Source organism: Streptomyces odontotermitis (genome assembly GCF_050510915.1).
Taxonomy (GTDB): Bacteria; Actinomycetota; Actinomycetes; order Streptomycetales; family Streptomycetaceae; genus Streptomyces.
The window spans coordinates 65,638-88,565 of record NZ_JBNJLS010000011.1 but is presented as its reverse complement, the minus strand read 5'-3'; the positions used below and the strand labels follow the sequence as shown (position 1 = coordinate 88,565).

General features: G+C 66.3%; 22 protein-coding genes and 1 pseudogene. 14 read left to right on the top strand and 9 right to left on the bottom strand.

The annotated features are described in order from the left end of the window. Positions 1-2 precede the first annotated feature (2 nt). Positions 3-1,322 (bottom strand): SGNH/GDSL hydrolase family protein, encoded by a 1,320-nt coding sequence (locus tag ACQB60_RS27730; protein WP_496928949.1) that lies wholly within the window; start codon positions 1,320-1,322, stop codon positions 3-5. 239 nt (positions 1,323-1,561) lie between these two features. On the opposite strand from ACQB60_RS27730, the gene ACQB60_RS27725 reads away from it, so the two are divergent. The 6 genes from ACQB60_RS27725 to ACQB60_RS27700 all read left to right on the top strand — a co-directional run bounded on the left by ACQB60_RS27725 (position 1,562) and on the right by ACQB60_RS27700 (position 8,164). Further along, entirely contained in the window at positions 1,562-2,995 is a 1,434-nt protein-coding gene (locus ACQB60_RS27725; RefSeq protein ID WP_496928815.1) for a DUF445 domain-containing protein, read from the top strand. A gap of 91 nt (positions 2,996-3,086) precedes the next feature. Further along, positions 3,087-4,619 (top strand): MFS transporter, encoded by a 1,533-nt coding sequence (locus tag ACQB60_RS27720; protein ID WP_496928814.1) that lies wholly within the window; start codon positions 3,087-3,089, stop codon positions 4,617-4,619. Positions 4,620-4,664: 45 nt separating this feature from the next. Beyond that, the gene (locus tag ACQB60_RS27715; protein WP_496928813.1) at positions 4,665-5,639 is read left to right on the top strand and encodes a GlxA family transcriptional regulator; all 975 of its coding nucleotides are present in this window, start codon (positions 4,665-4,667) and stop codon (positions 5,637-5,639) included. 304 nt (positions 5,640-5,943) lie between these two features. Then, positions 5,944-6,540: a type VII secretion target gene (locus ACQB60_RS27710; RefSeq protein WP_496928812.1), complete on the top strand. Its 597-nt coding sequence runs from the start codon at positions 5,944-5,946 to the stop codon at positions 6,538-6,540. Between the two features lies 1 nt (position 6,541). Beyond that, complete coding sequence (locus ACQB60_RS27705; RefSeq protein WP_496928811.1) at positions 6,542-7,690, top strand: hypothetical protein; 1,149 nt, start codon at positions 6,542-6,544, stop codon at positions 7,688-7,690. Beyond that, on the top strand, positions 7,691-8,164 hold the full coding sequence (locus ACQB60_RS27700) for a hypothetical protein (protein ID WP_496928810.1): 474 nt from the start codon (positions 7,691-7,693) through the stop codon (positions 8,162-8,164). Positions 8,165-8,257: 93 nt separating this feature from the next. Here the strand turns inward: ACQB60_RS27700 and ACQB60_RS27695 are convergent, their stop codons facing one another. The 3 genes from ACQB60_RS27695 to ACQB60_RS27685 all read right to left on the bottom strand — a co-directional run bounded on the left by ACQB60_RS27695 (position 8,258) and on the right by ACQB60_RS27685 (position 9,712). After that, complete coding sequence (locus ACQB60_RS27695) at positions 8,258-8,566, bottom strand: hypothetical protein (RefSeq protein ID WP_496928809.1); 309 nt, start codon at positions 8,564-8,566, stop codon at positions 8,258-8,260. Positions 8,567-8,669: 103 nt separating this feature from the next. Further along, on the bottom strand, positions 8,670-8,867 hold the full coding sequence (locus ACQB60_RS27690) for a DUF397 domain-containing protein (RefSeq protein WP_496928808.1): 198 nt from the start codon (positions 8,865-8,867) through the stop codon (positions 8,670-8,672). Beyond that, complete coding sequence (locus ACQB60_RS27685) at positions 8,864-9,712, bottom strand: helix-turn-helix domain-containing protein (RefSeq protein WP_496928807.1); 849 nt, start codon at positions 9,710-9,712, stop codon at positions 8,864-8,866. The genes ACQB60_RS27690 and ACQB60_RS27685 overlap by 4 nt, the downstream gene beginning before the upstream one ends. A gap of 362 nt (positions 9,713-10,074) precedes the next feature. Here ACQB60_RS27685 and ACQB60_RS27680 point away from each other — a divergent pair, with 362 nt between their 5' ends. Then, positions 10,075-10,560, top strand: a complete 486-nt coding sequence (locus ACQB60_RS27680; RefSeq protein ID WP_496928806.1) for an ATP-binding protein — start codon at positions 10,075-10,077, stop codon at positions 10,558-10,560. 36 nt (positions 10,561-10,596) lie between these two features. Here ACQB60_RS27680 and ACQB60_RS27675 read toward each other — a convergent pair whose 3' ends face one another. Then, positions 10,597-11,298 carry a hypothetical protein gene (locus ACQB60_RS27675; RefSeq protein WP_496928805.1) on the bottom strand — a complete coding sequence of 234 codons (702 nt, stop codon included), beginning with the start codon at positions 11,296-11,298 and terminating at the stop codon, positions 10,597-10,599. Positions 11,299-11,645: 347 nt separating this feature from the next. On the opposite strand from ACQB60_RS27675, the gene ACQB60_RS27670 reads away from it, so the two are divergent. The 4 genes and pseudogenes from ACQB60_RS27670 to ACQB60_RS27655 all read left to right on the top strand — a co-directional run. Continuing rightward, positions 11,646-12,329, top strand: a complete 684-nt coding sequence (locus ACQB60_RS27670; protein ID WP_496928948.1) for a KpnI family restriction enzyme N-terminal domain-containing protein — start codon at positions 11,646-11,648, stop codon at positions 12,327-12,329. A 104-nt stretch (positions 12,330-12,433) separates the two neighbouring features. Next, entirely contained in the window at positions 12,434-13,849 is a 1,416-nt protein-coding gene (locus ACQB60_RS27665; RefSeq protein WP_496928804.1) for a ParB N-terminal domain-containing protein, read from the top strand. Beyond that, complete coding sequence (locus tag ACQB60_RS27660; RefSeq protein ID WP_496928803.1) at positions 13,846-15,672, top strand: DEAD/DEAH box helicase; 1,827 nt, start codon at positions 13,846-13,848, stop codon at positions 15,670-15,672. Before ACQB60_RS27665 ends, ACQB60_RS27660 begins: the two co-directional genes overlap by 4 nt. Next, positions 15,626-16,189 (top strand): annotated as a pseudogene (locus tag ACQB60_RS27655) (protein NO VEIN domain-containing protein); the annotation flags it as partial. The gene ACQB60_RS27660 and the pseudogene ACQB60_RS27655, both read left to right, overlap by 47 nt. 104 nt (positions 16,190-16,293) lie before the next feature. Here ACQB60_RS27655 and ACQB60_RS27650 read toward each other — a convergent pair. After that, complete coding sequence (locus tag ACQB60_RS27650) at positions 16,294-17,385, bottom strand: DNA cytosine methyltransferase (RefSeq protein WP_496928802.1); 1,092 nt, start codon at positions 17,383-17,385, stop codon at positions 16,294-16,296. A gap of 133 nt (positions 17,386-17,518) precedes the next feature. On the opposite strand from ACQB60_RS27650, the gene ACQB60_RS27645 reads away from it, so the two are divergent. Both ACQB60_RS27645 and ACQB60_RS27640 read left to right on the top strand, forming a co-directional pair. After that, the gene (locus ACQB60_RS27645) at positions 17,519-18,226 is read left to right on the top strand and encodes an HNH endonuclease (RefSeq protein WP_496928801.1); all 708 of its coding nucleotides are present in this window, start codon (positions 17,519-17,521) and stop codon (positions 18,224-18,226) included. Positions 18,227-18,320: 94 nt separating this feature from the next. After that, positions 18,321-19,571, top strand: a complete 1,251-nt coding sequence (locus tag ACQB60_RS27640; protein WP_496928800.1) for a DNA cytosine methyltransferase — start codon at positions 18,321-18,323, stop codon at positions 19,569-19,571. On the opposite strand, the gene ACQB60_RS27635 is transcribed toward ACQB60_RS27640, so the two are convergent. The 3 genes from ACQB60_RS27635 to ACQB60_RS27625 are packed head-to-tail and all read right to left on the bottom strand — an operon-like array spanning position 19,482 to position 21,979. After that, positions 19,482-19,961 carry a very short patch repair endonuclease gene (locus tag ACQB60_RS27635; RefSeq protein WP_496928799.1) on the bottom strand — a complete coding sequence of 160 codons (480 nt, stop codon included), beginning with the start codon at positions 19,959-19,961 and terminating at the stop codon, positions 19,482-19,484. The genes ACQB60_RS27640 and ACQB60_RS27635 overlap by 90 nt on opposite strands. Before the next feature lie 22 nt (positions 19,962-19,983). Next, on the bottom strand, positions 19,984-20,898 hold the full coding sequence (locus ACQB60_RS27630) for a NaeI family type II restriction endonuclease (protein WP_496928798.1): 915 nt from the start codon (positions 20,896-20,898) through the stop codon (positions 19,984-19,986). 43 nt (positions 20,899-20,941) lie between these two features. Continuing rightward, complete coding sequence (locus tag ACQB60_RS27625) at positions 20,942-21,979, bottom strand: SEC-C domain-containing protein (protein WP_496928797.1); 1,038 nt, start codon at positions 21,977-21,979, stop codon at positions 20,942-20,944. A gap of 117 nt (positions 21,980-22,096) precedes the next feature. On the opposite strand from ACQB60_RS27625, the gene ACQB60_RS27620 reads away from it, so the two are divergent. After that, positions 22,097-22,927 (top strand): class E sortase, encoded by an 831-nt coding sequence (locus ACQB60_RS27620; RefSeq protein WP_496928796.1) that lies wholly within the window; start codon positions 22,097-22,099, stop codon positions 22,925-22,927. Position 22,928 lies beyond the last annotated feature (1 nt).

Genomic DNA, 22,928 nt, shown 5'->3' with positions numbered 1-22,928 from the left:
GACTACAGCTCGGCGGCCGCCGAACCCCTCAGGTGAGCCAGGTTGAACGTCTGCGCCATCCGCTCGTAGCCCGCGTCGCTCGGGTGCAGATGGTCACCGGAGTCGTAACGGCTGCGCAGCTTGCGCGGGTTGTACGGGTCCCGCAGGGCCTTGTCGAAGTCCACGGCCTCGTCGAAGACCTTGCCCCCGCGGATCTCCGCGTTCACCGCCTGGCGCACGGCCTCCAGGCCGGGCTCGTACCCGCGGTGCCCCTGGAACGGCATGAGCGTCGCGCCGATGACCCGCAGCCCGCGCGTGTGCGCCTGCCGGGTCAGCTCGCGCAGGCCCTCGACGATGCGGTCCGGGTCGTTCTGGTGCGGGTTGCGCAGGATGTCGTTGACGCCGAGCGCTATGACGACAGCCTTCACGCCCGTGCGGCCGAGCACGTCGCGGTCGAAGCGGGACAGGCCGCTGGGGTTGTCGGCGGGGGAGCCGTTGCCGTCGGACAGGATGCGGTTGCCGCTGATGCCCTGGTTGGCCACGCCGTAGCGGGGCGCCCCGGACTCGGTGCGCAGCCGGTCGGCGAGGACGTCGGTCCAGCGGCTGTTGGCGCCCATCGTGGAGGTGATGCCGTCGGTGAGCGAGTCACCGATGACCACCACGGTGCCGTTCGTCTCGTGCGTCAGGACGTCCACCGCGGTCAAGTAGCGCCAGTACGGGCTCTGCTGGCGGTAGGCCGCCCCGGTCACGTCCTCCGTGCGGTCCCCGGCGGCCACGTAGCTGACCTGGCGGGCGTGCGGGTGGTAGGTGACGGGGCCCGACGGGGTGGGCGAGAACGTGGTGACGAGCAGGTCCGCGTCGTTCGGCACCTGCAGCCGGGCCGCGTCGCTGAGCACCTGCTGGCCGGGCGGGATCACCACCGACGTATTGCCGTTGAAGGTCAGCCGGCGCAGCGTGCCCGGGGCCGCCGAGGGGTCGTTGGACGCGGCGGCGAGGGCGATGGAGGCGTGGGTGATGCTGAGCGGCGTACGTCCGTACAGGTTCGACAGGGTGATGCGGGCGCCGTCGCCGCCGACGCTGGTGTGCATCACGTTGCGCACGGAGCGGCCGGCGAGGCCCTTGCGCGCGGTGCCCGGCTCGGCCCCTGCGGGCGAGGCGGACCAGGTGCCGACCCAGGTGCCCGCGGAGGCGGGGTTCGCGGAGTTGCGCGGGGTGCGGGGGCCGGAGCTGAGGGTGTCCTGGCCGTCGTCGGTGCGTGAGACGCCGACGTATATGGCGGCGGAAATCACCACTATCACCGCGAGAACCGCGGCGAGGACTGCATAACCGTGACGCCTGGTCATGCTGGTCATGCGGCTGTGTCTCCTTGGGCAGGGGGAGCCTGCGGGGCTCCTATGTGATCACCCCATGATGCGTCATGGGCCGTGAGGCGGCCGACACTGCCCCCCTCCGACTCCTCAGACGCCGGGAACTTGTCGTCCGTTCCAGGAGTCGCTCAGGAAGAGACAATGCGTATGAGGATCGATACAGAGGATCGATACGTGCGCGGAGACCGACGGGGCGAACGGGCCGGTGGACTGGGATGGAACGCGTAAATGGGCCGGAAGTGACGGAACCGGACAGTGAGCAGCATGCCCACGCCGACCGGTCCGCAAGCGGCTCCTCGTTCGGAGCAGCCGGGTCCACGAATGGCGCAGGGGCGGGGGTCGGGGCCGGGGAGGGGGCGGGCCCTGGGGCGCGCCGCCCCTCCTCCCCCATGGCGTACACCCCCGCCGACGAGGAGAAGCGCCGCGGCGTCCGCCGCATGAAGCTCACCGCGACCGGCCTGCTGCTCTTCGTCGCGGTCGTCTACGTCCTCGCCAAGTGGGCGCAGAACTCCGGCGCCGGGGCCTGGGCGGGCTATGTCGCGGCGGCCGCCGAGGCGGGCATGGTGGGCGCGCTCGCCGACTGGTTCGCGGTGACGGCGCTCTTCCGCCACCCCCTCGGCATCCCCATCCCGCACACGGCCATCATCCCCAACAAGAAGGACCAACTGGGCGCGTCCCTGGGCGACTTCGTAGGCGAGAACTTTCTCTCATCGGAGGTCGTACGCGACCGGCTGCGGGCGGTGGGAATCGGCGGCCGCCTGGGCGCGTGGCTCGCGGAACCGGCCCACGCGGACCGCGTCACCGCCGAACTGGCCACGGCCCTGCGCGGCGCGCTGACCGTCCTGCGTGACTCGGACGTCCAGGCCGTCGTCGGCGAGGCCATCACGCGCCGCGCCGACGCCCAGGAGATCGCGCCGGGCCTCGGCAAGATGCTGGAGAAGATCGTCGCGGACGGCGGCCACAAGCGGGTCGTGGACCTGGTCTGCGTGCGCGCCCATGACTGGCTGGTGGCGCACAGCGACTCGGTGATGGACGCGGTGCAGGGCGGCGCCCCCGGCTGGACCCCTCGCTTCGTGGACAAGAGGGTGGGGGAAAGGGTCTACAAGGAACTCCTCCGCTTCGTCACGGAGATGCGGGACATGCCCGAGCACCCCGCGCGCGGCGCCGTCGACCGCTTCCTCGCCGACTTCGCCTCCGACCTCCAGTCCGACACGGACACGCGGGCGCGCGTGGAGCGCCTCAAGCGGGAGGTCCTCGGCCGCGGAGAGGTCCAGGACCTGATCGCCTCCGCCTGGTCGGCGGTGCGCCGGATGATCGTGGCGGCGGCGGAGGACGAGCGCAGCGAACTGCGCCTGCGCGTACGGGCGTCGCTGCTCTCGCTGGGGCAGCGGATGGCGACGGACGCCCGGCTGCGCGAGAAGGTGGACGGCTGGGTGGAGGGCGCGGCGGTGTACGTCGTGACGACCTACCGCAGCGAGATCACGTCCCTGATCTCGGACACGGTCGCGAGCTGGGACGCGGAGCACACGTCGCGCAAGATCGAGGCACACATCGGCCGTGACCTGCAGTTCATCCGGATCAACGGCACGGTGGTGGGGTCGTTGGCGGGGCTGGTCATCTACGCGGTGTCGAAGGGGCTGGGGGCATAGGTGTGGAGTGTGGGGCGCGGCTCGGGGCCCCGCACCTGACCGGCGGTGCCCATCGCGCGTGAGAGTGCCGTTCAGGGGCACTCTGGGCTTCATGACCACGTCGCCGTCCCCGTCGAAGCCGCCGCGGGCCCCGGTCCCGCAAGCCGGCGGCACCATCACCACTGCCGTGCCCGCGCGCCTGGACCGGCTGCCCTGGTCCCGCTGGCACTGGATGATCGTGATCGGCCTGGGCACCGTCTGGATCCTGGACGGCCTGGAGGTCACCACCGTCGGCAACATCGCCAGCCGCCTGGCCGAGCCGGACAGCGGCCTGGACATCACCGCCGCGCAGATCACGGGCATCGGCGCGGCGCTGTATGTGGCGGGCGCCTGCACCGGCGCCCTCTTCTTCGGCTGGCTCACCGACCGCTACGGCCGCAAGAAGCTCTTCATGGTCACGCTGGCGGTCTACCTGAGCGCGACGGCCCTCACGGCACTCTCCTTCGACGCCTGGTGGTTCTTCCTCTTCCGCTTCCTCACGGGCTTCGGCATCGGCGGCGAGTACGCGGCCATCAACTCCGCGATCGACGAGCTGATCCCCTCCAAGTACCGCGGCCGCGTCGACCTGATCATCAACGGCAGCTACTGGCTGGGCGCGATCGGCGGCTCGCTCCTGTCCGTGGTCATGCTCAACACGGACATCTTCCCGGCGGACATCGGCTGGCGCCTCACCTTCGCCCTCGGCGTCGTGCTCGGCCTGGTGATCCTCCTCGTCCGCAGGCACGTGCCGGAGAGCCCGCGCTGGCAGTTCATCCACGGCCGCGGCGAGGAGGCGGAGGAGCTGGTCGCGTCGGTGGAGCAGGAGATCGAGCGGGAGAAGGGCAGGCAACTCCCGCCGCCCGACCGGGAGATCACGATCCACCAGCGCAAGAGCATCGGCTTCGGCCTCATCGCGAAGACGGTGTTCCGGGACTACCCCAAGCGGGCCGTCCTCGGCCTGTCCCTCTTCATCGGCCAGGCGTTCCTCTACAACGCGATCACCTTCGGCTTCGGCTCCATCCTCACGACCTTCTTCGACGTGGCCTCGGACCACACCGGCTACTACTTCGCGGTCATCGCGGCAGGCAACTTCCTGGGCCCCCTCTTCCTGGGCAAGCTGTTCGACACGGTGGGCCGACGGGTGATGATCTCGTCGACGTATCTCGTGTCGGGCGCCCTCCTGTTCGGCACGGCCTGGCTCTTCGACCGCGGTTCCCTCAACGCGACGACGATGACGGCCTGTTGGTGCGTGGTCCTCTTCTTCGCGTCGGCGGGCGCGAGCAGCGCGTACCTCACGGTCTCCGAGATCTTCCCGATGGAGACGCGCGCCATGGCGATCGCCTTCTTCTACGCGATCGGCACGGCGGCCGGCGGCATCAGCGGCCCGCTGATCTTCGCCGACCTGACCGAGTCGGGCGTCGTCGGCGACACGGTCCTCGCGTTCCAGATCGGCGCGGGTCTGATGTGCGCGGCGGGCCTGGTGGCGGCGGCGTTCGCGGTACGGGCGGAGGGGCGCTCGCTGGAGGACATCGCGACGCCGCTGTCGGCGGCGGGGCCGGGGCCGACGGGGCCGGCAACGACGGGGGCAACGGGGGCAACGGGCTGACCCCGTCGTCGCCGCGCCCGTTCAGCCCCATGCGAGGATCCCGCCATGGAAACTCATCGGGTGGCGGTCCTGGTGCGGGACGGCGTCCTGCCCATGGAGCTCGGCCTGGTGCACCAGTTGCTCGGCACCGCGCGTGACGGGAAGGGCGATCGGCTCTACGCATTGCGGACCTGTGCGATACCGGGCCCCCGGGAGGTCCGTACGGACGCGGACTTCCCGATCCGGGCTCCGTACGGCCCCGAGGCCCTGTCCTGGGCGGACACGGTGCTGGTCCCGGCGTCGCACGAGGAGGACGAGGGACTGGTGCCCGGCGGCCTGGCCGCGGACCTGCGGGCGGCCCTGGCCGATGTCGCCGACCGCGCTGGTACCCGTATCGCCTCCATCTGCACGGGCGCGTTCGTACTGGCGGCGGCGGGCCTCCTGGACGGCCGCCGCGCGACGACGCACTGGCTCGCGTCGGACCTGCTGGCACGGACGTTCCCCTCGGTGACGGTGGACGAGGACGTGCTGTACGTGGACGAGGGCGCCGTCCTGACCTCGGCGGGCGAGGCGTCCGGGGTGGACCTGTGCCTGCACCTGATCCGCACCGACTTCGGCGCGACGGTGGCGGCGGACGTGGCGCGCCGGATGGTGGTCCCTCCGCACAGGGAGGGCGGCCAGTCCCAGTACATCCAACGTCCGCTGCCGGAGCGTGACTTGACGTCGACGGGGGCGGCGAGACAGTGGGCCCTGACCCGGCTGGGGGAGAGGCTGACGCTGGGGGAGATGGCTGAGCACGCCGCGATGAGCACGCGCACGTTCAGCCGCCGCTTCCGCGAGGAGACGGGCCTGACCCCGATGCAGTGGCTGACGCAGCGGAGGCTGGAGCGGGCTCGGGAGTTGTTGGAGGGGACGGATTACACCGTGGACCGGGTCGCGGCGGAGGCGGGCTTCGGGACGGGGGCGTCGCTGCGGGTGCACTTTGTGGCGGGGGTGGGGGTGGCGCCGGGGGCTTATCGGGCGACGTTCAGGGGGCGGTGAGGGGCGGTGAGGCGGGCGCGGTGCGGGCGCCGGGTGAGCTCGCGGTCTCGACCGGGAGCGAGTAGGACACGGTCTCGATAGCAAGCTGAGGAGACCCTGCCAATCTCCCTGCCTTCGACGGGAGTTGCGGCAGGGTGGGCGCCGTGACGTTCGTCGATGAGGCCCGTACCCGGCTCGCCCATGCGTTCCGCATGGCCAACACCCACGACGGCGACGGTTGCCGCATAGCCACCCCAGCCACACCTGCAACTGCCGTATCAACTACCGTCCTTCGTGAAAGCCGAGACACGGGGGTAGGCGTCGTATGAGCGACAGCGAAGCGGCTGGCGGCAAGCCGGGGCACGTGGTGAAGGGGGACGACAAGCTCCCCGAACCGTCTCAGACGCAGCTTCCGATATCACCGGACGAGGTGGCCAAGCCCCACCAGGCCGGGGACCTCGCCGGAGATCTCGCCAAAGCGCCGCCCGCCGACAGCTACCAGGACCCGCTGGACATCAAACCGCTGCCGAAGGCGAACCCTCTCCTGCCCCGGCAGTCACTACTGCCGCCGAAGGGCACCCCGGACCCGAACGGCAAGGACCGGCTGAGAGTCGCGCCGTCTGTTCTGCGCAAGTGCGCGCACCACACGGACGAAGTCCACGATGCCTTCTACAAGGCGGCGGCATCGCTGGAAGGGCCTGCCCTCACGGCGGCGAAGGGCCTGTCGGGCTGGGACTCGGAGTCCGGCATCACGCTCGCGCACAAGTACTGGGAGAAGCAGGCCGGTACGGTCACGGGCTGGCTGGGACACATCGCTGCGAGCCTGCGGGCCAGCGCCGACGACTACCACAAGACCGACGTTGCGGTACGGGACGACCTGAACCGGACCCCCCGCCTCAGGTCGAGCCTGGACAGTTACTGAAATGCCCGCGTTCTACCGCGAGTTCATGGACGCGGACCTCACGGGACTGGATAGCCTCGCTGACCAGCTCAGCACCGTACACAAGGGCATCAAGAAGCTGCCGAAGCGTGTCCACGACGAAGTACTCGTCCCGTTGCGCAACAAGGGGTATTGGGAGGGCGCGGCAGCCCCGTATGCCTGGCGGATGATCGACGACATGCAGCGCCAGATCGACGCGGCCGGCAAGGTCGTCGAGGCGATGCGCGGCGTTGTCGAGGACGCGGTCGGAGAGATCAAGGTCATCAGGCGCGACTTGGCGGACGCGGTGCAGGACGCACGGGACAAAGGGCTGTACGTCGACGGGAACGGCGACGTCTCGACCGACATCATCGACGGGGTGTGCAAGACCATCGAGAAGGGCTCCGACGACGAGCGGCGCATCACGGAAGCCCAGCGGGAGATAACACGCCTCTGCGGCCGCGCCGCGGTCGCCGACCGCAATCTGGCCTTCAGTCTCACCTCCGACGTCGGGCTCGGCGACTGGTTCAACAAGAAGCCCCAGCACACGGACACCGACAGCACGAACAGGATCGGCGAAGCCGAGTACAACGCGCTCGGCCTGGCCATGCAAGGCAAGGACCCCTATCCGATGACGCAGGGCGACACCCCGTACTCGCTCGGCGCCAACTGGGTCACCGGAGAAGGGCCCCGCCATAAGGACTTCGTAGCAGGCGACAAGATGACAGAGCTGATCCGCTCGAGCGAGAGCATGAAACAACTGCGCATCGACACGCTGCACAAGTGGCAGTCGAACGGCAGCGAATCCGGCACCGTCCACTACGCGATCTCCGAGAGCGGCAAGCTAGGAGCGCTCAAGAAGCTCATCGTCACCGACTTCCCCGCGATTGTCACCGGCGACGAGAACCATCTCGGCGAGGCGTTCGTCGGCTCCTACGGCCTCGGCTACACGGTCAAGGGAGAAGACCCGGACGGCTCTCTCGTCGTTGAGTACCACCTGAAGAACGACACAAGCAACGCCTCGTTCCTGCACTACATCGGCTACTACGACTGGCTGGAGAAGGCGAACCGCGAATCAGGCCCCCTCTCCACCGTCGACCAAGACATCGTCTGGACGGAACGCATCCCCGCTCAGTCCCACAAGGGTTCCTAAGTGAAGAAGAAACTGCTCTACGCCGGGGCCGCACTGACTGTGCTCGCCGGTGGGCTTGCCTATGCCTGTTCGTCGGATGCGTTCGAACGATGCGTGCCGGAGAAGTCCAAGCAAGTCAATTCCACGGAACTCGAAGGTAGTTACCGAGGGACGCTGAAGGCCGCCGGCACTCGCATCACGCTCAAGACCTCCCCTGGAAGATTCGGCGGCACCATGACGGTGCGCAATTGGCCACGTCACGGCTTCCCCAACTACAGCAAAGGCTCGACGTTCGACGATTCAGGGACCTGGCATGTTGACACAACCACAGACGACTACCCGATGGTCCAGCTCTACTTCGACAAGCCGGACGAACCACTCACCCCCCATGACAAAGTCGAGCGGCTCTCGATCGGCGTGAACGCCAAACGCTCCATCCTCTACGACGACCCCGACCCGGATGTATGCCCGGATTTCCTCCTGACCCGCGACTGAAGACGTGTCGTCGCGCGCCATCGCCGGGCTCGATCGATGAAACAAGTCCCGTGCGTGCGGGCGTTCAGGGAGTAGCGGTGCCTACGCGACGCATCAGGCACCCTTGCGGTCGGCGAGCACCCAGGAGGCGACACCGACGGCCCCGGCGACCCCGAACACGGCGGGCCAGGCCCCGACCTTCTTGGCCAGCGGGTGCGAGGCTCCGAACGCGCCGACGTACGCGAGGCTGAGCGCGGTGGCGGTCTTGCCCCCGGCCTTCGCCCGCCACTGCTGCGCGGCGGCGGCCCCGGCGACGGCGAGCACGGCGCCGCCGAGGGGGCGCTTCTTGGTGAAGCGGGCGGTGGCGTAGCCGCCGATGAGTCCGCTCACGGCTACTGCTGCGCTGGTCGGAACCTTGGCCATGGTTGCCCCGCCTTTGATTGGTTTGTCTTTGCCTTGGGGGTGAGGTTAACGCGGGGTGGTGAGAGGTTTGTGAGGGGGCCCGGCTCCGGCTGAGAGGTAGGGGTCAGCGTACGAAGGAGAGGAAGATCCCCCAGGCGCCCGGCCGGACTGCGATGCGTGCGGCGGCGGGCCACTTCGAGTCACGTATGAGGACATCGTCATCCGCGACGGCCACTTCAACGCACTCGGTCTCGTTGCCGCCGCTGTAGGACGACTTGAACCAATGGGGATGGGCGGCGATGTCAGTACTGCGCACGGTCATGCCATCTCCTCGCGAGCTTGCTTGATCAAGGCCGACGACGCGGCCATATCCAGTGCCTGTGCGCGGAGATAGTCGAACGCGAGCCGGTACCTGTCCAGTTCCTCATCCTTCTCCATGAACATCGAGCCGACATGAAGGTCGACGTACACGACGTCCAGCGATGACTCGCGCCCGCCGAGGATGACAAAACTGCCGAGAGCGGCGGCGTGGGCGCCTCGGGAGAAGGGGAGTACCTGGAGCGTGATGTGAGGCGACTTGTTGGCCTGCAGGAGATGGTCCAGCTGTTCACGCATCACGGTGGGGGAGCCGACAACTCGCCGGACCACGGACTCATCAAGGATGGCCCAGAGATGCGGTGGCTCCGGACGGGCGAGGATCTCCTGCCGCCTCATCCGGATGTCAACGAGCCGCTCGATGTCCTCGGGAGTGCGCTCCATCTCGTTCGCCTGCTGCACGGCAGTCGTATAGCCGCGTGTCTGGAGAAGCCCGGGCACGTATACGCAGGAGAAGTGCTCCTCGCGGACGGCGTCGTCCTCAAGCGTCAGCAGCAGATTCATGGTTTCCGGAATGGAGTCGGCGAAGGATCTCCACCAACCCTGCTGCTTGGCGTCTTTGGCGAGTCCGACGAGAGCTGTGCGCTCCGCGTCCGTGGCGCTGTACTCCCGGCAAAGAGCCTCCACCACCAGCCACTTGACCGGACCTTCACGTGTCTCGTACCGGCTGACGGTCGCCTTCGAAACGCCCACGCTGTGGCCGGCTTCTTCCAGCGTCAGCCCTTGACGCAGGCGGAGCTTCCGCAAGGTCGCGCCCAGCTGACGCCGACGGGTGGTGGCCCTCGCTGGCACGTCAGTTACCTCCTCGGCGGCGCGGGCGACCTGCTCGCGGGCCGCAACCAGGCTATGCAGCAGTGGAGTTGAGGCTCCACAAGGTTCACTCGATGGATTCTCGTGAGAAGTTACACAGTGAGAGTTCTCTGTGCCATGCTCGGCGTAGTTCGCTACGCGGTGCAGTCGTGTGGATACGGCAGGCGCAGTGCTGCGTGGCCTGGGAGGGAGTCTCTCCATGTCCATGTACGAAGAGGGCGAACGACGGCTGCGCAGTGTCCTGCCGTTTGAGGCAGTGCCCCCCCGAAGTTCATCTGCTCCGAAAGGCGGTAAAGCGCAACTTGGATCGGTGGGGTGCGCAAAGCATCGCTGACGAGGCCGGGTTGGTCGCGACCGAGCTGGCGGTGAACGTCATCAAGCACGTGGGTGAAGGGGTGGCCGCGACGCTGATCCTTGAGCCGAGGGGGGACCGTCTGCGCGTGGAGGTGCACGACAAGAGCCGGGCTCTGCCGGCATTGCGAACGGCATGCGGGGAGGGGGAGTGTGGGCGTGGTCTGCACCTGCTGGCCTCAGTATGTGAGGAATGGGGAACCCTCCTCACCGCTACAGGGAAGGCTGTGTGGTGCGAACTCTCCCTTGAGCCGGCACGCAAGTGCATGCGGGTGCAGCGCGCCGCCATGGTTCTTGAGGAATACAGACGTGTAGTCGGCGCGAGTTCTGCCGTTGTGCCGACCTTCGCGGTGCTCGAGGAGTCGGCCACTGATGTGATCGCCGATCTCCTTCACTGGCTCGTAGCGCAGGGAGGAGATCCGGACGAGATGCTCGACCGGGCGCAGATGCACTTTGAGGCGGAGGCCGACGCGGCGTGAGGCGTGGATCCGTGCCGGCACGGAAGGCGGCTGGGGCTACTGATCGGTGCGGATGGCAGCCAATATGGTTTGGGCGTCGGCTACTTGGCCCTCGTCGACCAACGCCGCGGTGATGTTGATGGAGTCTTGGACATCGGCCCGGCTCGCGGCGGCCCTGAGTATGGCCTCCACCCCCTCCTCTGCTCCGGCGTCGCGGTAGGAGGCCACGACGTGCGGGAACTCTCGTGGAGCGAGATTGTTCGCCAGCGCCCAGGCGATGAACTGCGCCTCCCGGTACCTGCCTGCTGCTAAGTGGCTGAGGTAATCGGCGATGTCGGCGGCGTGTGAATTACTGGCGTGGTGCCGGTCCCCCTCCTGGCGGGGGACCGGCACCTTTGCCTGTACCGGCAGGGCCGCAAGTTTGCGGCGGGCGAGCCGTCCGCGCTTCATACGACGTTTCTCGCGGAACGTCGGGGAAGCCGGCCGCGGCGCCAGAGGCGCGGTCGTGGAGGCAGCTAAGGCGGCGGTTGCGGCTGAAGGGGCGATGGGCTCGGCGCGGGCGGCATCACGAAGCTGTAGCAGACGGGACAGCGTGTGTGGCAACGCCTTTGCGGGAGGCCGCTGCGCTTCGTCCTCCAGGACCTTGTAGATCTTCTCCAACGCCCCCGGTTCAGGCACCCGCCTGCCTGTGTAGTAGCAGGACAGGCTGGATTGATTGATCCCTGCTCGTTTGGCGATCCTGTTGTGGGCCAGATCCACGGCGTCCAGTACCTCGTGCAGAGCGCCCTGGAACGCCTCTCTGGGCGAGAGGGGGACAGCATCGTCACCCCTCCGGGCGTGTCTCCCTGCAGATCTCGTCGCCATATAAAGGCCAGCCCCTCCGTGTGACGCGCGCGTCTGATGGACCCTTCATCTTGCTGGAGCCTTCGGTGCTTTGAATAGGGTCTTTGGATCATTGCAGATGTGCAATTTGTTGCGCCAGTGCAATTCCTGGTCAGCACTGGATTTCTCTCCGCTGCCTGCGCAAGGCTTCTAGTTCCGTACGGTCGGAGGCTCCTCCACCGTTTGCGGTCTTAGCGGACCTGGCCCGAGGAGAGGGGTACGTGGTGGACATGCCGTCGTGGACGGATACGAAGCTCGGCACCATGAAGCGTGCTGGCCTGTGGCTGGTGACCGTTGTGGGCGAAGGGAACATCTTCACCAAGGAAGACGTGAAGGCAGCCTTCCCGGGGGTTAGTCAGGCTGACCGCCGAGTCCGTGATCTGCGGGACCACGGCTGGCAGATCAACACGAACCGTGAAGACGCCTCCCTCGGCCAGCACGAGCAGCGCTTCGTGAAGCAGGGTGAGCCGGTGTGGCAGCCGGGCAAGGGAACGCGTCCGGGTACCTCGATCACTCAGACGCGGCGGCGTGAAGTGCTCGCGCGCGACGGCCATTTCTGCCGGTCGTGCGGCATCGCGCCGGGTGAGATCTACGCCGGCACCTACGAGTCGGCTCAGATCGATATCGCCCGCCGGGCAGTACGGCAGCCGGACGGTACCGAGAAGACGGAGCTCGTAGCCGAGTGCAACCGCTGCCGTGTGGGCGGGCGCGGTGCTGTGACGGATCTCGGCGAGATGCTGAAGCGTGCCGAGGGCCTGAGCAGCCTTGATCGCAGGATGCTCTCGGACTGGATGGACCGGGACCGGCGTGAGTTCAGCACGGCGGAGGCATTCTGGGCCGACTACCGGACGCTTCCGGAAGAGTCGAGGACGAAGATCCGCGATGCTCTGAAGCCGGCGACTGAATAGACGGCACACCCTTTGATGATTCCGGAGACCCCGCTTCTTCCCACCAAGTGGGAAGCGGTCCTGCGGTAGCAGCAACAACCCTGACTGTCCTTGAGGAGATTCTGGTGGGCAAGGATTTCGGCCGGCCACCGCTGGCTGAACAGAACAAGGCGCTGGTCGAGCAGCGACTGAAGGAAATCACTGACGGGAATGGCGTTCGGGAGACGCTTACCGTCGAGTGGCGCACGCAGCCGCTGCACGTCGAAGTCATCGACATGCCAGTTGACGCGCTCTACTACAACCCGGGGACGCACCGCATCCGCGCACAGCGGAGCCACGACCCCGAGCGTGACAAGCTGCTTGACGAAGAGCCGTGGGTGCCGGGGAGCCAAGAGTATCTTCACTACCTGCTGCAGATGCTGCCGGCGGACCCTTCCAAGAAGGACCCTGACTTCGATGACCTGCAGGAGAGTCTCCGCGTCTATCGCCAGAACGAGCCCGGACTCATTACACGAGACGGCATTCTGGTCAACGGCAACACTCGTCGCGCGGCCCTCAAGCAGCTCGGCGTCGCGAACATCCGGGTGGGCGTGCTGCCGGAGTCGTGCACGTGGGACGACATCAACGCCGTGGAGCTGTCCCTCCAGCTCCGGCCGGACCAGCGCCGCGACTACTCGTATATCAACCGGCTGCTGGCCATGGAGGAGCAGCACCTCATGGGCCGCACCCTGGCTGATGTGGCGCGCGAGTTCCGTATCCGTGCCACTACGTGCGAGCAGGACCTGTGGATCCTCTCCTGCCTCCGTGACTTGATCGAGAGGTCCAACGACGGTGGTGCTCAGCTTCGGCTGCTGGACTTCGAGCAGCACCAGGAGAAGCTCCGTGAGCTCTACCGCCGGTACGCCAAGGAATCTGCGGTAAGTAAGGACAAGGCGGAGGTTCTCAAGGAGACGCGGCTTGCAGCAATTGTTCTCGGTTTCTCCAAGACCGACGTGCGCCTGATCGAACCTGACTTCAGGGAACGGTACTTGGACAAGAGGCTGCCGGACATGATGAAGACGGAGAACGAGGCTCCGGGCGTCGTGGCGATTCCAGGACTCGAGCGCACCGTGAAGTCGGCCGCACCCAAGGTGGCTCAGGCCAAGGCCCTGACAGACACGATCTTGAAGGCCAAGGCAGTGGAGACCGCGGAAGACGGGCTGTTCACCGAGCGGAGTAAGACGGCCACGAAGACGTTCGGAGTCGCACGCGAGGCGGTTGAGAAGGCCCTGGAACCGGCAGGCAAGGATGCCAGGGTCCGCAAGCGCAAGCAGGCGGCGCAGGACCGCATCACCGATGCCTGCCAGGATATTGAGCAGTGCATCACCGACCTCACGCTCGCCAAGGCGTCCGGCAGCCTCGATGAGGAGGCGTTCGATGAGGCGGTCCTGACCCTCCGCGAGTCTCTGACGAAGCTCGCTGTGGCGACCCAGCGCAGTATCAAGGTGCCCGGTGATGGTGTCTCCTGGCTCCTTGAGTCGGTCAGGGAGGAGGGCGCGTGACCACAGCCGCGGAACCGTCTCTGCGCATCGCCTCGGATGTCACCCGCACACGTGCCGTTCTGCGCGCGGCCCCGGGGCGGGAAGGAGATTTCGCTAAGCTGGCAGCACGCTTTCCGGCTGCCGGTCAGCGCACCGTGCTGTCAGCCGAGATAGACCTCGATGACTTCCTCACAGGTCTTGAGGCGCTGTCTATTTGGCCTTCCCCGGACGTGGAGTGGGAAGAGGAGCTGGCCACCCTTGTCGGCGGTGTTCTCGACGACGCGGAGCGGGCCGAGCAATGGCTGCAGGACCCCGATGCGGTTGCCGTCGTCACGACGGACACGGTCCTGGACCAGCTCGGTCCGGAGTGGCGCGCGGACCTCACCGGCTTCCAGAGGCGGGACATTGCGCGCCTTCTCTCCCTGCAGCACGGCGCGAACTTCTCTGTGCCAGGGGCTGGCAAGACCCGTGTCGGACTGGCGGTGTTCGCCGCGATGCGCGAACGGGGGGACGTGCGCAGGCTGCTCGTAGTGAGCCCCAAGTCGGCCTACGAATCGTGGAGTTACGAGAGCGAGGTCTGCTTTAAGGAGCCGCTCGCCGCCCGGATCATGGAGCGGTCTGCTGATCCGGGTACGGACGTCCTCATCGTGAATTACGAGAGGCTTGACCGGTCCCTGGCCACGCTCGCGACCTGGCTCCGCGGTGCCCCGTCAATGATTATTCTCGATGAGGCGCACCGTATGAAGCTCGGAGCGCGAGGCATCTACGGCAGTGCCTGCATGGCACTTGGCCCTTTGGCCCGCCGTCGACTCATCCTCACCGGAACCCCAGCACCCAACGGCGCTCGCGACCTGGAGAACCTGCTTTCCTTCGTGTGGCCGGGACACGGCCGCCGAGTCGTGACCAATGCCGTGGCAGGTGGCGATCTCGCCCACGCCAGCACGGTGTTGCAGCCGCTGTTCACCCGTACCACCAAGAACGAACTCGGGCTCCCCCCTTTCGAAACGCGCATTCGTTACGTCGCGCTGCCGTCGCTGCACCGTGAGGTGTATGACGCGCTCGTCGGCCGTTACACCGCCAGGGCTGAAGCAGGACGGGATGACTTCGACGCTCTCGGAAAGGCGATGCTGCGCCTGCTGATGGCAGCGACCAGCCCTGCCCTGCTCTTGGAAGGAGAGAGCCGGTACGCGCCGCTTGACTACCGGGTGCCGCCCTTGGAGGTGCCGCAGACTGATTCCTTGTACTCGCTCTTCAGGCAGTTGCCAGACTATGAGCTGTCTCCTAAATACAAGGAAGCGCTCAGCATCGTCGCCGAGAACGCAGCCATGGGTCGGAAGACGCTTGTATGGACGACCTTCGTGCGCAGTCTCACCACGATGGAGCGGTTCTTCTCCGCGTATCAGCCAGCAGTAGTGCATGGAGGGACACTTGATCGCGCTGAACAGCTCAAGCGGTTCAGGGAAGACCCTGACTGTCATGTGCTCCTCTCCAATCCCGCGACCCTGGGGGAGGGCATCAGCCTTCACCAGGTCTGCCATGACGCTGTGTACGTAGACCGCGACTTCATGGCTGGTCGCTTCCTGCAGAGCCTCGACCGTATTCACCGACTCGGGCTCGAGCCTGGCACCGAGACGCGGGTCACGGTCCTCGCTGCGGAGGAGACAATTGACGAAGTGGTGGCTCTGCGGCTGGAGCGCAAGCTCGAATTCATGGGACAGATCCTCGACGATCCCTCCGTACAGCAGTTGGCAGACCTGCAGGAAGAACCGTCGATCGCCGCAGGAATGGACATGGCCGATGTCCGTGCACTGCTTCGGCACCTTGATTCTCATGCTGCCCGGTGAGGGGACGCGTCGCGCCGTGCTCCGCTGGCTGGAACTCTTACACGTAGCCGATGTGCCGCGGGCCAGGGCCTTGTTCACTCACCATCCGGACTACGCGGACCTCACGCCGGTTCAGTACGCGGCTGGCCTCACGTGGCTTCTCCGTACTGGACTCGTGGATTGCCGCGGTCGACCCCTGGTGCGCATCTCTGGTTACGAAGACCCAGGCAGGGTGGCGGCACACGGACGGATGAAGTGGGATGAGCCCGCTGAAGCTGCTCGTCGCGCTGTTGGGGCGGCTGGCGAAGCAGCGGTCCTGGAACTGCTCGCGCTCGGTGACGCGGCACGGATCGTGCACGTTGCAGCGGTATCCGACGCACACGGATACGACATCGAAGCAGAAACACGGGAGGGTGTTGCCGCTCACATCGAAGTGAAGGCCACAACTGACCCAACAAGGCTGATCATTCACCTCACACGTCATGAGTACGAGGTGATGCGCCAGGACGAAGACTGGCTCTTGACTGCTGTGTTGATCGACAGCCGCGAGCGAGCCATCAATGTGGTGACGGTCGACAGGGACTGGCTGAGCCGTGCTGCCCCAATAGATCAAGACCTCCGTGGTGCGTGGGAGTCCGTCCGCTACTCGGTACCTGCGTACGCATTGGTGCCAGGCTTAGTTAAGGGGGACGGGAGCCGAATCATTCCAGTGGCCGTGGTGCCCTTCGTGCCGTTGTGGGGGCCGTTTCCGGCTTCCTTGTCAGTCTGATCTAGTGCTTCCGCGATCGCGCGGCCGACGGCTTGAGCGACTGGTGGGGGAAAGGCATTGCCCACCTGTCGGTATGCCGACGTCTTGCCTCCCGCGAACTTCCAGTCCGGCGGAAAACCCTGCAGCAGGGCGAGCTGCTCGACCGTGAGCCTCACTGGCAACGTATCGCCAGGCGAAGGTGGCAGATCCGCCACGCTGGAGCCGTTCACTCCCATCTCCGCCCATGTCCGTCTGGCTCGCGAGGGCCCAAGGTCTGGCCCTCCATGCTTCTTCGACCCGCCGCACAAGGTGGGGGCGATGCGCTGGGCCTTGGCGGCCCAGGCGTCGGCCAGTTCCCAGCCGCGGGAAGCCATCGAGTCCCGGAGGACACTTCCCACAAGGGCGCTCTTCGTATTGAGGCAATGCCTGACAGGCCACGCGAAGTTGGAGAATGACCGGGGTTCCAGCGCTACAAGTACCGCACGGGGCCGTAGTTGGGGGACGCCGAAGTCACAGGCGAACAGAAGGCGCCACTCGGCTTCGTAGCCGAGAGCCGACAACGTGTGAAGGATCTCCGCGCGGTAGGCCGAGAACTTCGTCTGAAGTAGCCCCTTCACGTTCTCGATGAGGACCGCTCTTGGCTTGATGGCTGAGACGAGGTCGAGCGCGGCTGGGAAGAGATCACGCTCGTCGTCCGCCCCGAGCTGCTGGCTGGCAAGCGAGAACGGGGGACACGGCACCCCAGCTGCGAGCAGCCAGGGCGGTGTCGAGGCGATGGCAGGTAGGACGGCCGCTGACTTGATGTCCGCCTGCATGACGTTCCAGTTGGGGCGGTTGAGCTGAAGGGTCTGGCACGCGTCGGGGTCGATATCGACCAGCATCTGATGGCTGAAGCCGGCGCGTTCCAAGCCGAGTGCCTGCCCGCCAGCACCAGAACAGATTTCGAGACAGGTGCGATGGCTGGCTGCGGCGGATCGATGGGACAAGACGGGGCCTCCCGGCGCTGGTGTTGATCGCAGACCCAGACAGCTTGCCGCCACTTGCCGCGGCAAGTGGCGGCAAGCTAGTGTCTCCATTCGATGGAAGTATGCAGAGAACGTCTGAGCGATTGGTGTACCTGTGGCCGAAACAGGGTTGAGCTGGCAGAACGAGAGCCTGGGGACTCGTATCCGTGTGGCGCTGTGGCTGCGTGATGAAGTCGGCGAGGGAGGCACCTTCTCCAAGGCCAGGCTTCGGGAAGCGATCAGGGGCGCCGAGCAGGTGGACCGCCGGATGCGTGATCTGCGGCCCGCGGGGTGGGTGATCAAAACCTACCGGGATAAGCCGAGTCTGCAGCCGGACCAGCTGTATCTGGAATCGATGGGGCGCCCAGTCTGGGAGCGGGAGCACCGGGCAGCGGGTCTGCGGCAGATCAGCGCCAAGACCAGGCGGTTCGTGTACGAGCGTGACGGTCACATGTGCCGACGCTGCGGGCATGCGGCCGGCGAAGGATACGTAGACGACCCTGGTACGAGGGTCCGGCTGACCTTGGGGCATGTGAATCCGCACAAGTCCGGCAGCACTGCTAACGCAGAAGATCTGATCACCGAGTGCGCCCGCTGCAATGAGACCGTGAAGCACCTCACTGGTGTGCAGATGACTAAGGGGCAGGTCTGGGACCGGATGGCTGAGCTTCCCAAGCGCAGCAAACAGGATCTGCTGGTCTGGATGAAGGTCGACTGCCGCCCCTTGAGCTCAGCGGAGAAGGTCTGGGGTCTGTACCGCCAGCTCCCGGCTGCCGCGCGGGATGAGCTGCAGAGGGACCTAGAGGCGCTCATGCGGAGTTGACGGCCTGCAGGGGTAGTCGGCCGGTCCTGTGTCTCCTGGTTGCCAAGGGATGCGACACTTGCGTGTCTGCAATTCGCCGCACCAGGAGGAGCCGATGGGTACCGCCCACCGCAAGCTGACCTCGATCGAGATCTGCGCGGGTGCCGGCGGCCAAGCTGTTGGACTCCACCAGGCCGGCTTCCGGCACCTCGCGCTGGTTGAGATCGACAAGCATGCTGCCGAGACGCTGAGAGCGAACATCCAGGCCCGCCCCTCATGGAGCTGGGAAAAGGAACACTGCCTGGTCCGTGAAGTAGACGTCAACAACTTCTATCCGCTAAAGGAAGTCCTTTCCCCGGAGGGCCGCAAAAATAATCGTGGCTCTGCTAAGGATGAGCCGAAGATGCTTGAGCCGGGGGAGCTTGACCTGCTTGCCGGGGGAGTTCCCTGCCCGCCATTCTCGGCCGCAGGTAAGCAGCTAGGCCGGGATGATGAGCGCGATCTCTTCCCGCGCATGCTCGATTTGGTTGAGGAACTCCGACCGCGTGCGGTCATGATTGAGAATGTGCGTGGCCTGGTGGAGCCAGAATCCAAGTTCCGCTACTACCGGAATCACATCAAGAACAGGTTGCGCAAGGCTGACTATGTAATTTGCGGCTGGCGCTTGCTCGAAGCGCAGGACTTCGGGGTACCTCAGCTGCGGCCGCGCGCCATCCTTGTAGCGATTCGCCGAGACGAGTATCGCGGTTTCGACTGGCCAAAGCCCCAGTCGAAGGTGCGAACGGTTGTAGACGCACTCGATGCGAGCATGAAGCGGCGACTGGGGGAAGGTACAAAGCAGTACCAGAATTGGCTGGAACAGGCTCGCCTCGGCGCGGTCGCACCGACTCTCGTCGGCGGCTCCAAGAAGCATGGTGGAGCTGACCTCGGTCCCACCCGTGCGAAGAAGGCGTGGGCTGCTCTCGGTGTCGACGCCATGGGCGTGGCTAACGATGAAGACAAGATGGTCGACGCGGAGCGTGACCTCGGCACCCTGACGCGCGGCCCGAAGCTCACAGTCCAGCAGGCCGCGATTATCCAGGGCTTTCCAGACGAGGAACATCCAGAAGGCGCTTGGGAGTTCACCGGTGGCAAGACGGCGCGCTATCGCCAGGTTGGCAATGCGTTTCCGCCGCCGGTTGCCGCCGCGGTCGGTAAGAGCATTCGGGAAGCGTTGTCCCGCACTGGTCAGTTGCACGAAGACCCGAGCCCTGAATACGAGCCTGAGGCTGACCCGTCACTCGTGGCGCCCGAGCTTCCCGTGCAGCAGAGCTTCCCGACGTTCGACGACGACGCTGACGATGACATTCGTGCACTCGTCGGGTGACTCGTGCTCCCAGAATCGCAGAACCGTCCAGCCTGCTTCGGTCAAATGCCTATCGGTGTCACGGTCCCGAGCCATGTTGCCCGCGACCTTGTTTGACCAATAACCCTGGTTCGTCTTCGGTGGAACATAGTGATCTGGACAGCCGTGCCAGTAACAGCCGTCAATGAATACGGCTACTTTCGCAGGCCGAAAGACGATATCTGCAGTGCGGCGCAGTTCGGGTAGCGGCTTAGCTGCAACCCGATACCGAAGCCCCTGAGCGTGCAACAGCCGACGGATCAGGCGCTCTGGCTTCGTGTCTCTACTGCGGATGGCCTGCATGTTCCGGCGCCGAGCTGCAGACGACGCCCACGAGCCCGTTGGCGGAGACCAGTCGTCAGATTCAGCCACTGCGGTCCGCTCCTAGAATCTCTCAGCTCGTCGGGCTGTGCGCGGCGCCTTCGCCGAGTTCCCCGGTGCCCTCGCGAATCGCGATCCACTCTCCAGGCCGGAGGGTGATGCCGCGGGCGGCAGCCTGCTCGCGCGAGTCCACCCAGGTGCCACAGAGGACGGTGAGTCCCTCCTCCGCAGCCCGGTCTTTGAGCTGTCGGGCACGGCGCATGGGATCCTGCTTGCCCGCTCCCACCGTCAGGAACACATTTCGCGGAATGATGTGCCCTTCCAGGAAGCGGAACATCATCAGCATGCGCTGAACCTGTCCCGGCTTCTTGGCGAGCACCCGCGCGACTTGGTCCTCGGTCAGGTAGCTCAACGGGTTGATGGGCAGATCAGTCCAGTCGTAGAGCGGAACACTCCAGTGCTCGCGTGCGTGAACTGCCAGGCCGCGCTTCTGGTCTTTGTTGCCCTTGCCGCGATAAAGCCATGACCGGTGGGCACGGACCAGCCACGATCTGTGCCGGTGCTTCTTGAGTTGGATCTGGGTGCAGATGCACAACTGGCACTGGGCCTCTGTGGGGATGGCCCAGTTGTCACCGACCGTGGCTTTGATGTCAACGGGAACGCCGGTGATGAGTGTGTCCAGCGGTTTGGCCTTAGGCAGCCCGAACATGCGTAGGATCTCGTACTCGAGCTTGGCCCCAACTGATGCCCGCTCACCCGGATGTACCTCAGGCGACATCAAGTCGAACCGACCCGTTCTTCCTCCATCAAGAACGTAGTCGATGGAGTTCCGGATCGCTTCCGTATAGAACTCTGCGACGGGTTGGTCGCTTAGCCAGGAAGCAACCGACTGAAGTTCGCGATCGTCAGCAGGGGCGAGCAGTACATGCTCACCAGAGTCCGTGTTGCTGCATGTCTCCCCAGGAGTCTGAAGGATGAGGCGTGCCATGCCGTGACTTCACTTTCGCTGTGTTTCCCTTATCTGGCGCAAATCAGCCACCAAACCCATGGCACTCTCTGTAAGCCACCCCCGACCCACACCAACACCCCTCCCCACCCTCAGGCGGCCACCCCACAGCCCGCCCCCGCGCCGCCAGCGTCGTCGCGTACTGGGGCAACAGCTCCGCCGCCTCCGGGGAAGCCCCCTCCGACGCCGCGAACGCCTCGTACGACGGGACTGTGCCCGTCACCACGCCCAAGTTCGGGGTGCCCGACTCCGCGAGTTCGCGTAGCGAGGACTCTATGGTCGCCAAGTGCTCCTCGTGGGACGGGTATTCCGCGCTCAGCGCCGGGTACGCCGCCAGCAGTTCCGTCAGTTCCGTGGACGGCCAGTGGAGGACCGCCACCGGGAACGGGCGGGACAGGGCTGCCCTGTACGAGCCCAACTCCGCTTGCAGGCGGGCGATTTCCGCGCGGAGTTCCGTGGGGTTCTCCGAGCCCAGCGACCAGATCCTCTTGGGGTCGTGGAGTTCGTCCAGGGTGATGGAGGAGGAGGCCGAGGACGAGACCGTGGCGGCGTGGATGCGGTCCGCCGCCTCGTCCCACGCGTCGTGGGCCCGGCCCAGCAGGCGTCGTACCCGGTGACGGCCGAAGAGCAGGGGGTGGGTGGGGTAGGGAGGCTCCGGTACGTCCGTCAGGAGACGCGTCGCCGCCTCCGTGAACGTCTCCTCCGCTTGTTCCAGCTCGTCGTGCGACTCCAGCGACTCCGCCACGATCACCCACGGCGCCGGGTCCTGGGGGGACGACGTGCGGATGCCCGTGATGATCGCGCGGGCCTCCGCCTCGTGGCCGTACTCCCAGAGGTTCGCCGCCTTGAGCGCCTTCACCAGGAGGGGGTTCGCCACAGCCTCAGCGGACAGCAGCGTGTCGTACAGGCTCGTCGCCCGCGGGCGTTCGTCGGCCAGTTCGTAGTGGGCCGCCGCCTGGAGCAGTAGTTGCTCCGCGTCCTTCGGGTAGAGGCCCGCCGTGCGCTCCAGGCGCTCGGCTTCTTCGATGTGGTCGGCTGGCGTGACAGGCGTGTCGGGGCGCATACGCGACACCGTACTGCCCAGGGGATTGTCACGTGTATGGGCGGACGCGTCGTACATCTATGGCCTGTTGTGCGGCGAGCGCCTATCGTGCGGCCGCTGGTGGTGGAGGGAGCGGGTGTGCGCCTAGGAGCGGAGGGGCGGGAGGTTCCCGTCGTCGTGCAGGGGCGCCCACGCGTCCGGTCCCCCCTCACGCGCGCCCTCTGGAACACCGCCGAAGTCGCCGTCACCCTCGGACTCGTCCTTCTCCTCCTCGTCGTCCATCAACTGTGGTGGACCAACCGGCAGGCCCGCGCCGGGGCCGAGAGGAAAGTCCACGCCCTGGAGAGGGAGTGGGCAGCCGGGGAAGGGAGTGGGGGTGGGGTCCCGGAGGAAGGGTCTACGTCCATCCCCGAGGACGTGGGGGCCTCGAAGAACGGTCCCGGGGAGCCGCCCTCCGGATCCTCCCCCCGTTCCCCGCACCAGCGCCCCGTCGCCGCCCAGCCCCCGCCACCCCGCTGGGACCAGGCGTACGCCATTCTTCGCATCCCCCGACTCGGCCTCAGCGCCCCCGTCGCCGAAGGCGTCAGCAAGCGGAATGTGCTCAATAGGGGCTATGTCGGGCACTATCCGCGTACCGCCCAACCCGGCCGCCCCGGAAACTTCGCTCTCGCCGGGCACCGCAACACTCACGGCGAGCCCTTCCGCCACATCAACCGGCTGCGCAAAGGCGACACCCTCACCGTCGAGACCAAGAGCGCCACCTATACGTACGTCGTCGACAGCGGACTCCCCGAGACCTCGCCCGGCGACGGGGGCGTCATCCGGCCCGTGCCCCTCAGCGATCGGCACCCGAGCGCCGGGTATCGCGCGGCCGGCTACTACATCACCCTCACCACCTGCACCCCGGAGTACACCTCCAAGTACCGCCTCGTGGTGTGGGGCAAGTTGCGCGCTATGAAGCCCCGATAGG

Bases quoted from the DNA above. Each gene is read 5' to 3' on its own strand.
- ACQB60_RS27715 (WP_496928813.1), top strand. From the start codon at position 4,665: ATGGAAACTCATCGGGTGGCGGTCCTGGTGCGGGACGGCGTCCTGCCC.
- ACQB60_RS27690 (WP_496928808.1), bottom strand. From the start codon at position 8,867: ATGACCGTGCGCAGTACTGACATCGCCGCCCATCCCCATTGGTTCAAG.
- ACQB60_RS27720 (WP_496928814.1), top strand. From the start codon at position 3,087: ATGACCACGTCGCCGTCCCCGTCGAAGCCGCCGCGGGCCCCGGTCCCG.
- ACQB60_RS27710 (WP_496928812.1), top strand. From the start codon at position 5,944: ATGAGCGACAGCGAAGCGGCTGGCGGCAAGCCGGGGCACGTGGTGAAG.
- ACQB60_RS27730 (WP_496928949.1), bottom strand. From the start codon at position 1,322: ATGACCAGGCGTCACGGTTATGCAGTCCTCGCCGCGGTTCTCGCGGTG.
- ACQB60_RS27625 (WP_496928797.1), bottom strand. From the start codon at position 21,979: ATGCGCCCCGACACGCCTGTCACGCCAGCCGACCACATCGAAGAAGCC.
- ACQB60_RS27695 (WP_496928809.1), bottom strand. From the start codon at position 8,566: ATGGCCAAGGTTCCGACCAGCGCAGCAGTAGCCGTGAGCGGACTCATC.
- ACQB60_RS27630 (WP_496928798.1), bottom strand. From the start codon at position 20,898: ATGGCACGCCTCATCCTTCAGACTCCTGGGGAGACATGCAGCAACACG.
- ACQB60_RS27725 (WP_496928815.1), top strand. From the start codon at position 1,562: ATGGAACGCGTAAATGGGCCGGAAGTGACGGAACCGGACAGTGAGCAG.
- ACQB60_RS27705 (WP_496928811.1), top strand. From the start codon at position 6,542: ATGCCCGCGTTCTACCGCGAGTTCATGGACGCGGACCTCACGGGACTG.
- ACQB60_RS27640 (WP_496928800.1), top strand. From the start codon at position 18,321: ATGGGTACCGCCCACCGCAAGCTGACCTCGATCGAGATCTGCGCGGGT.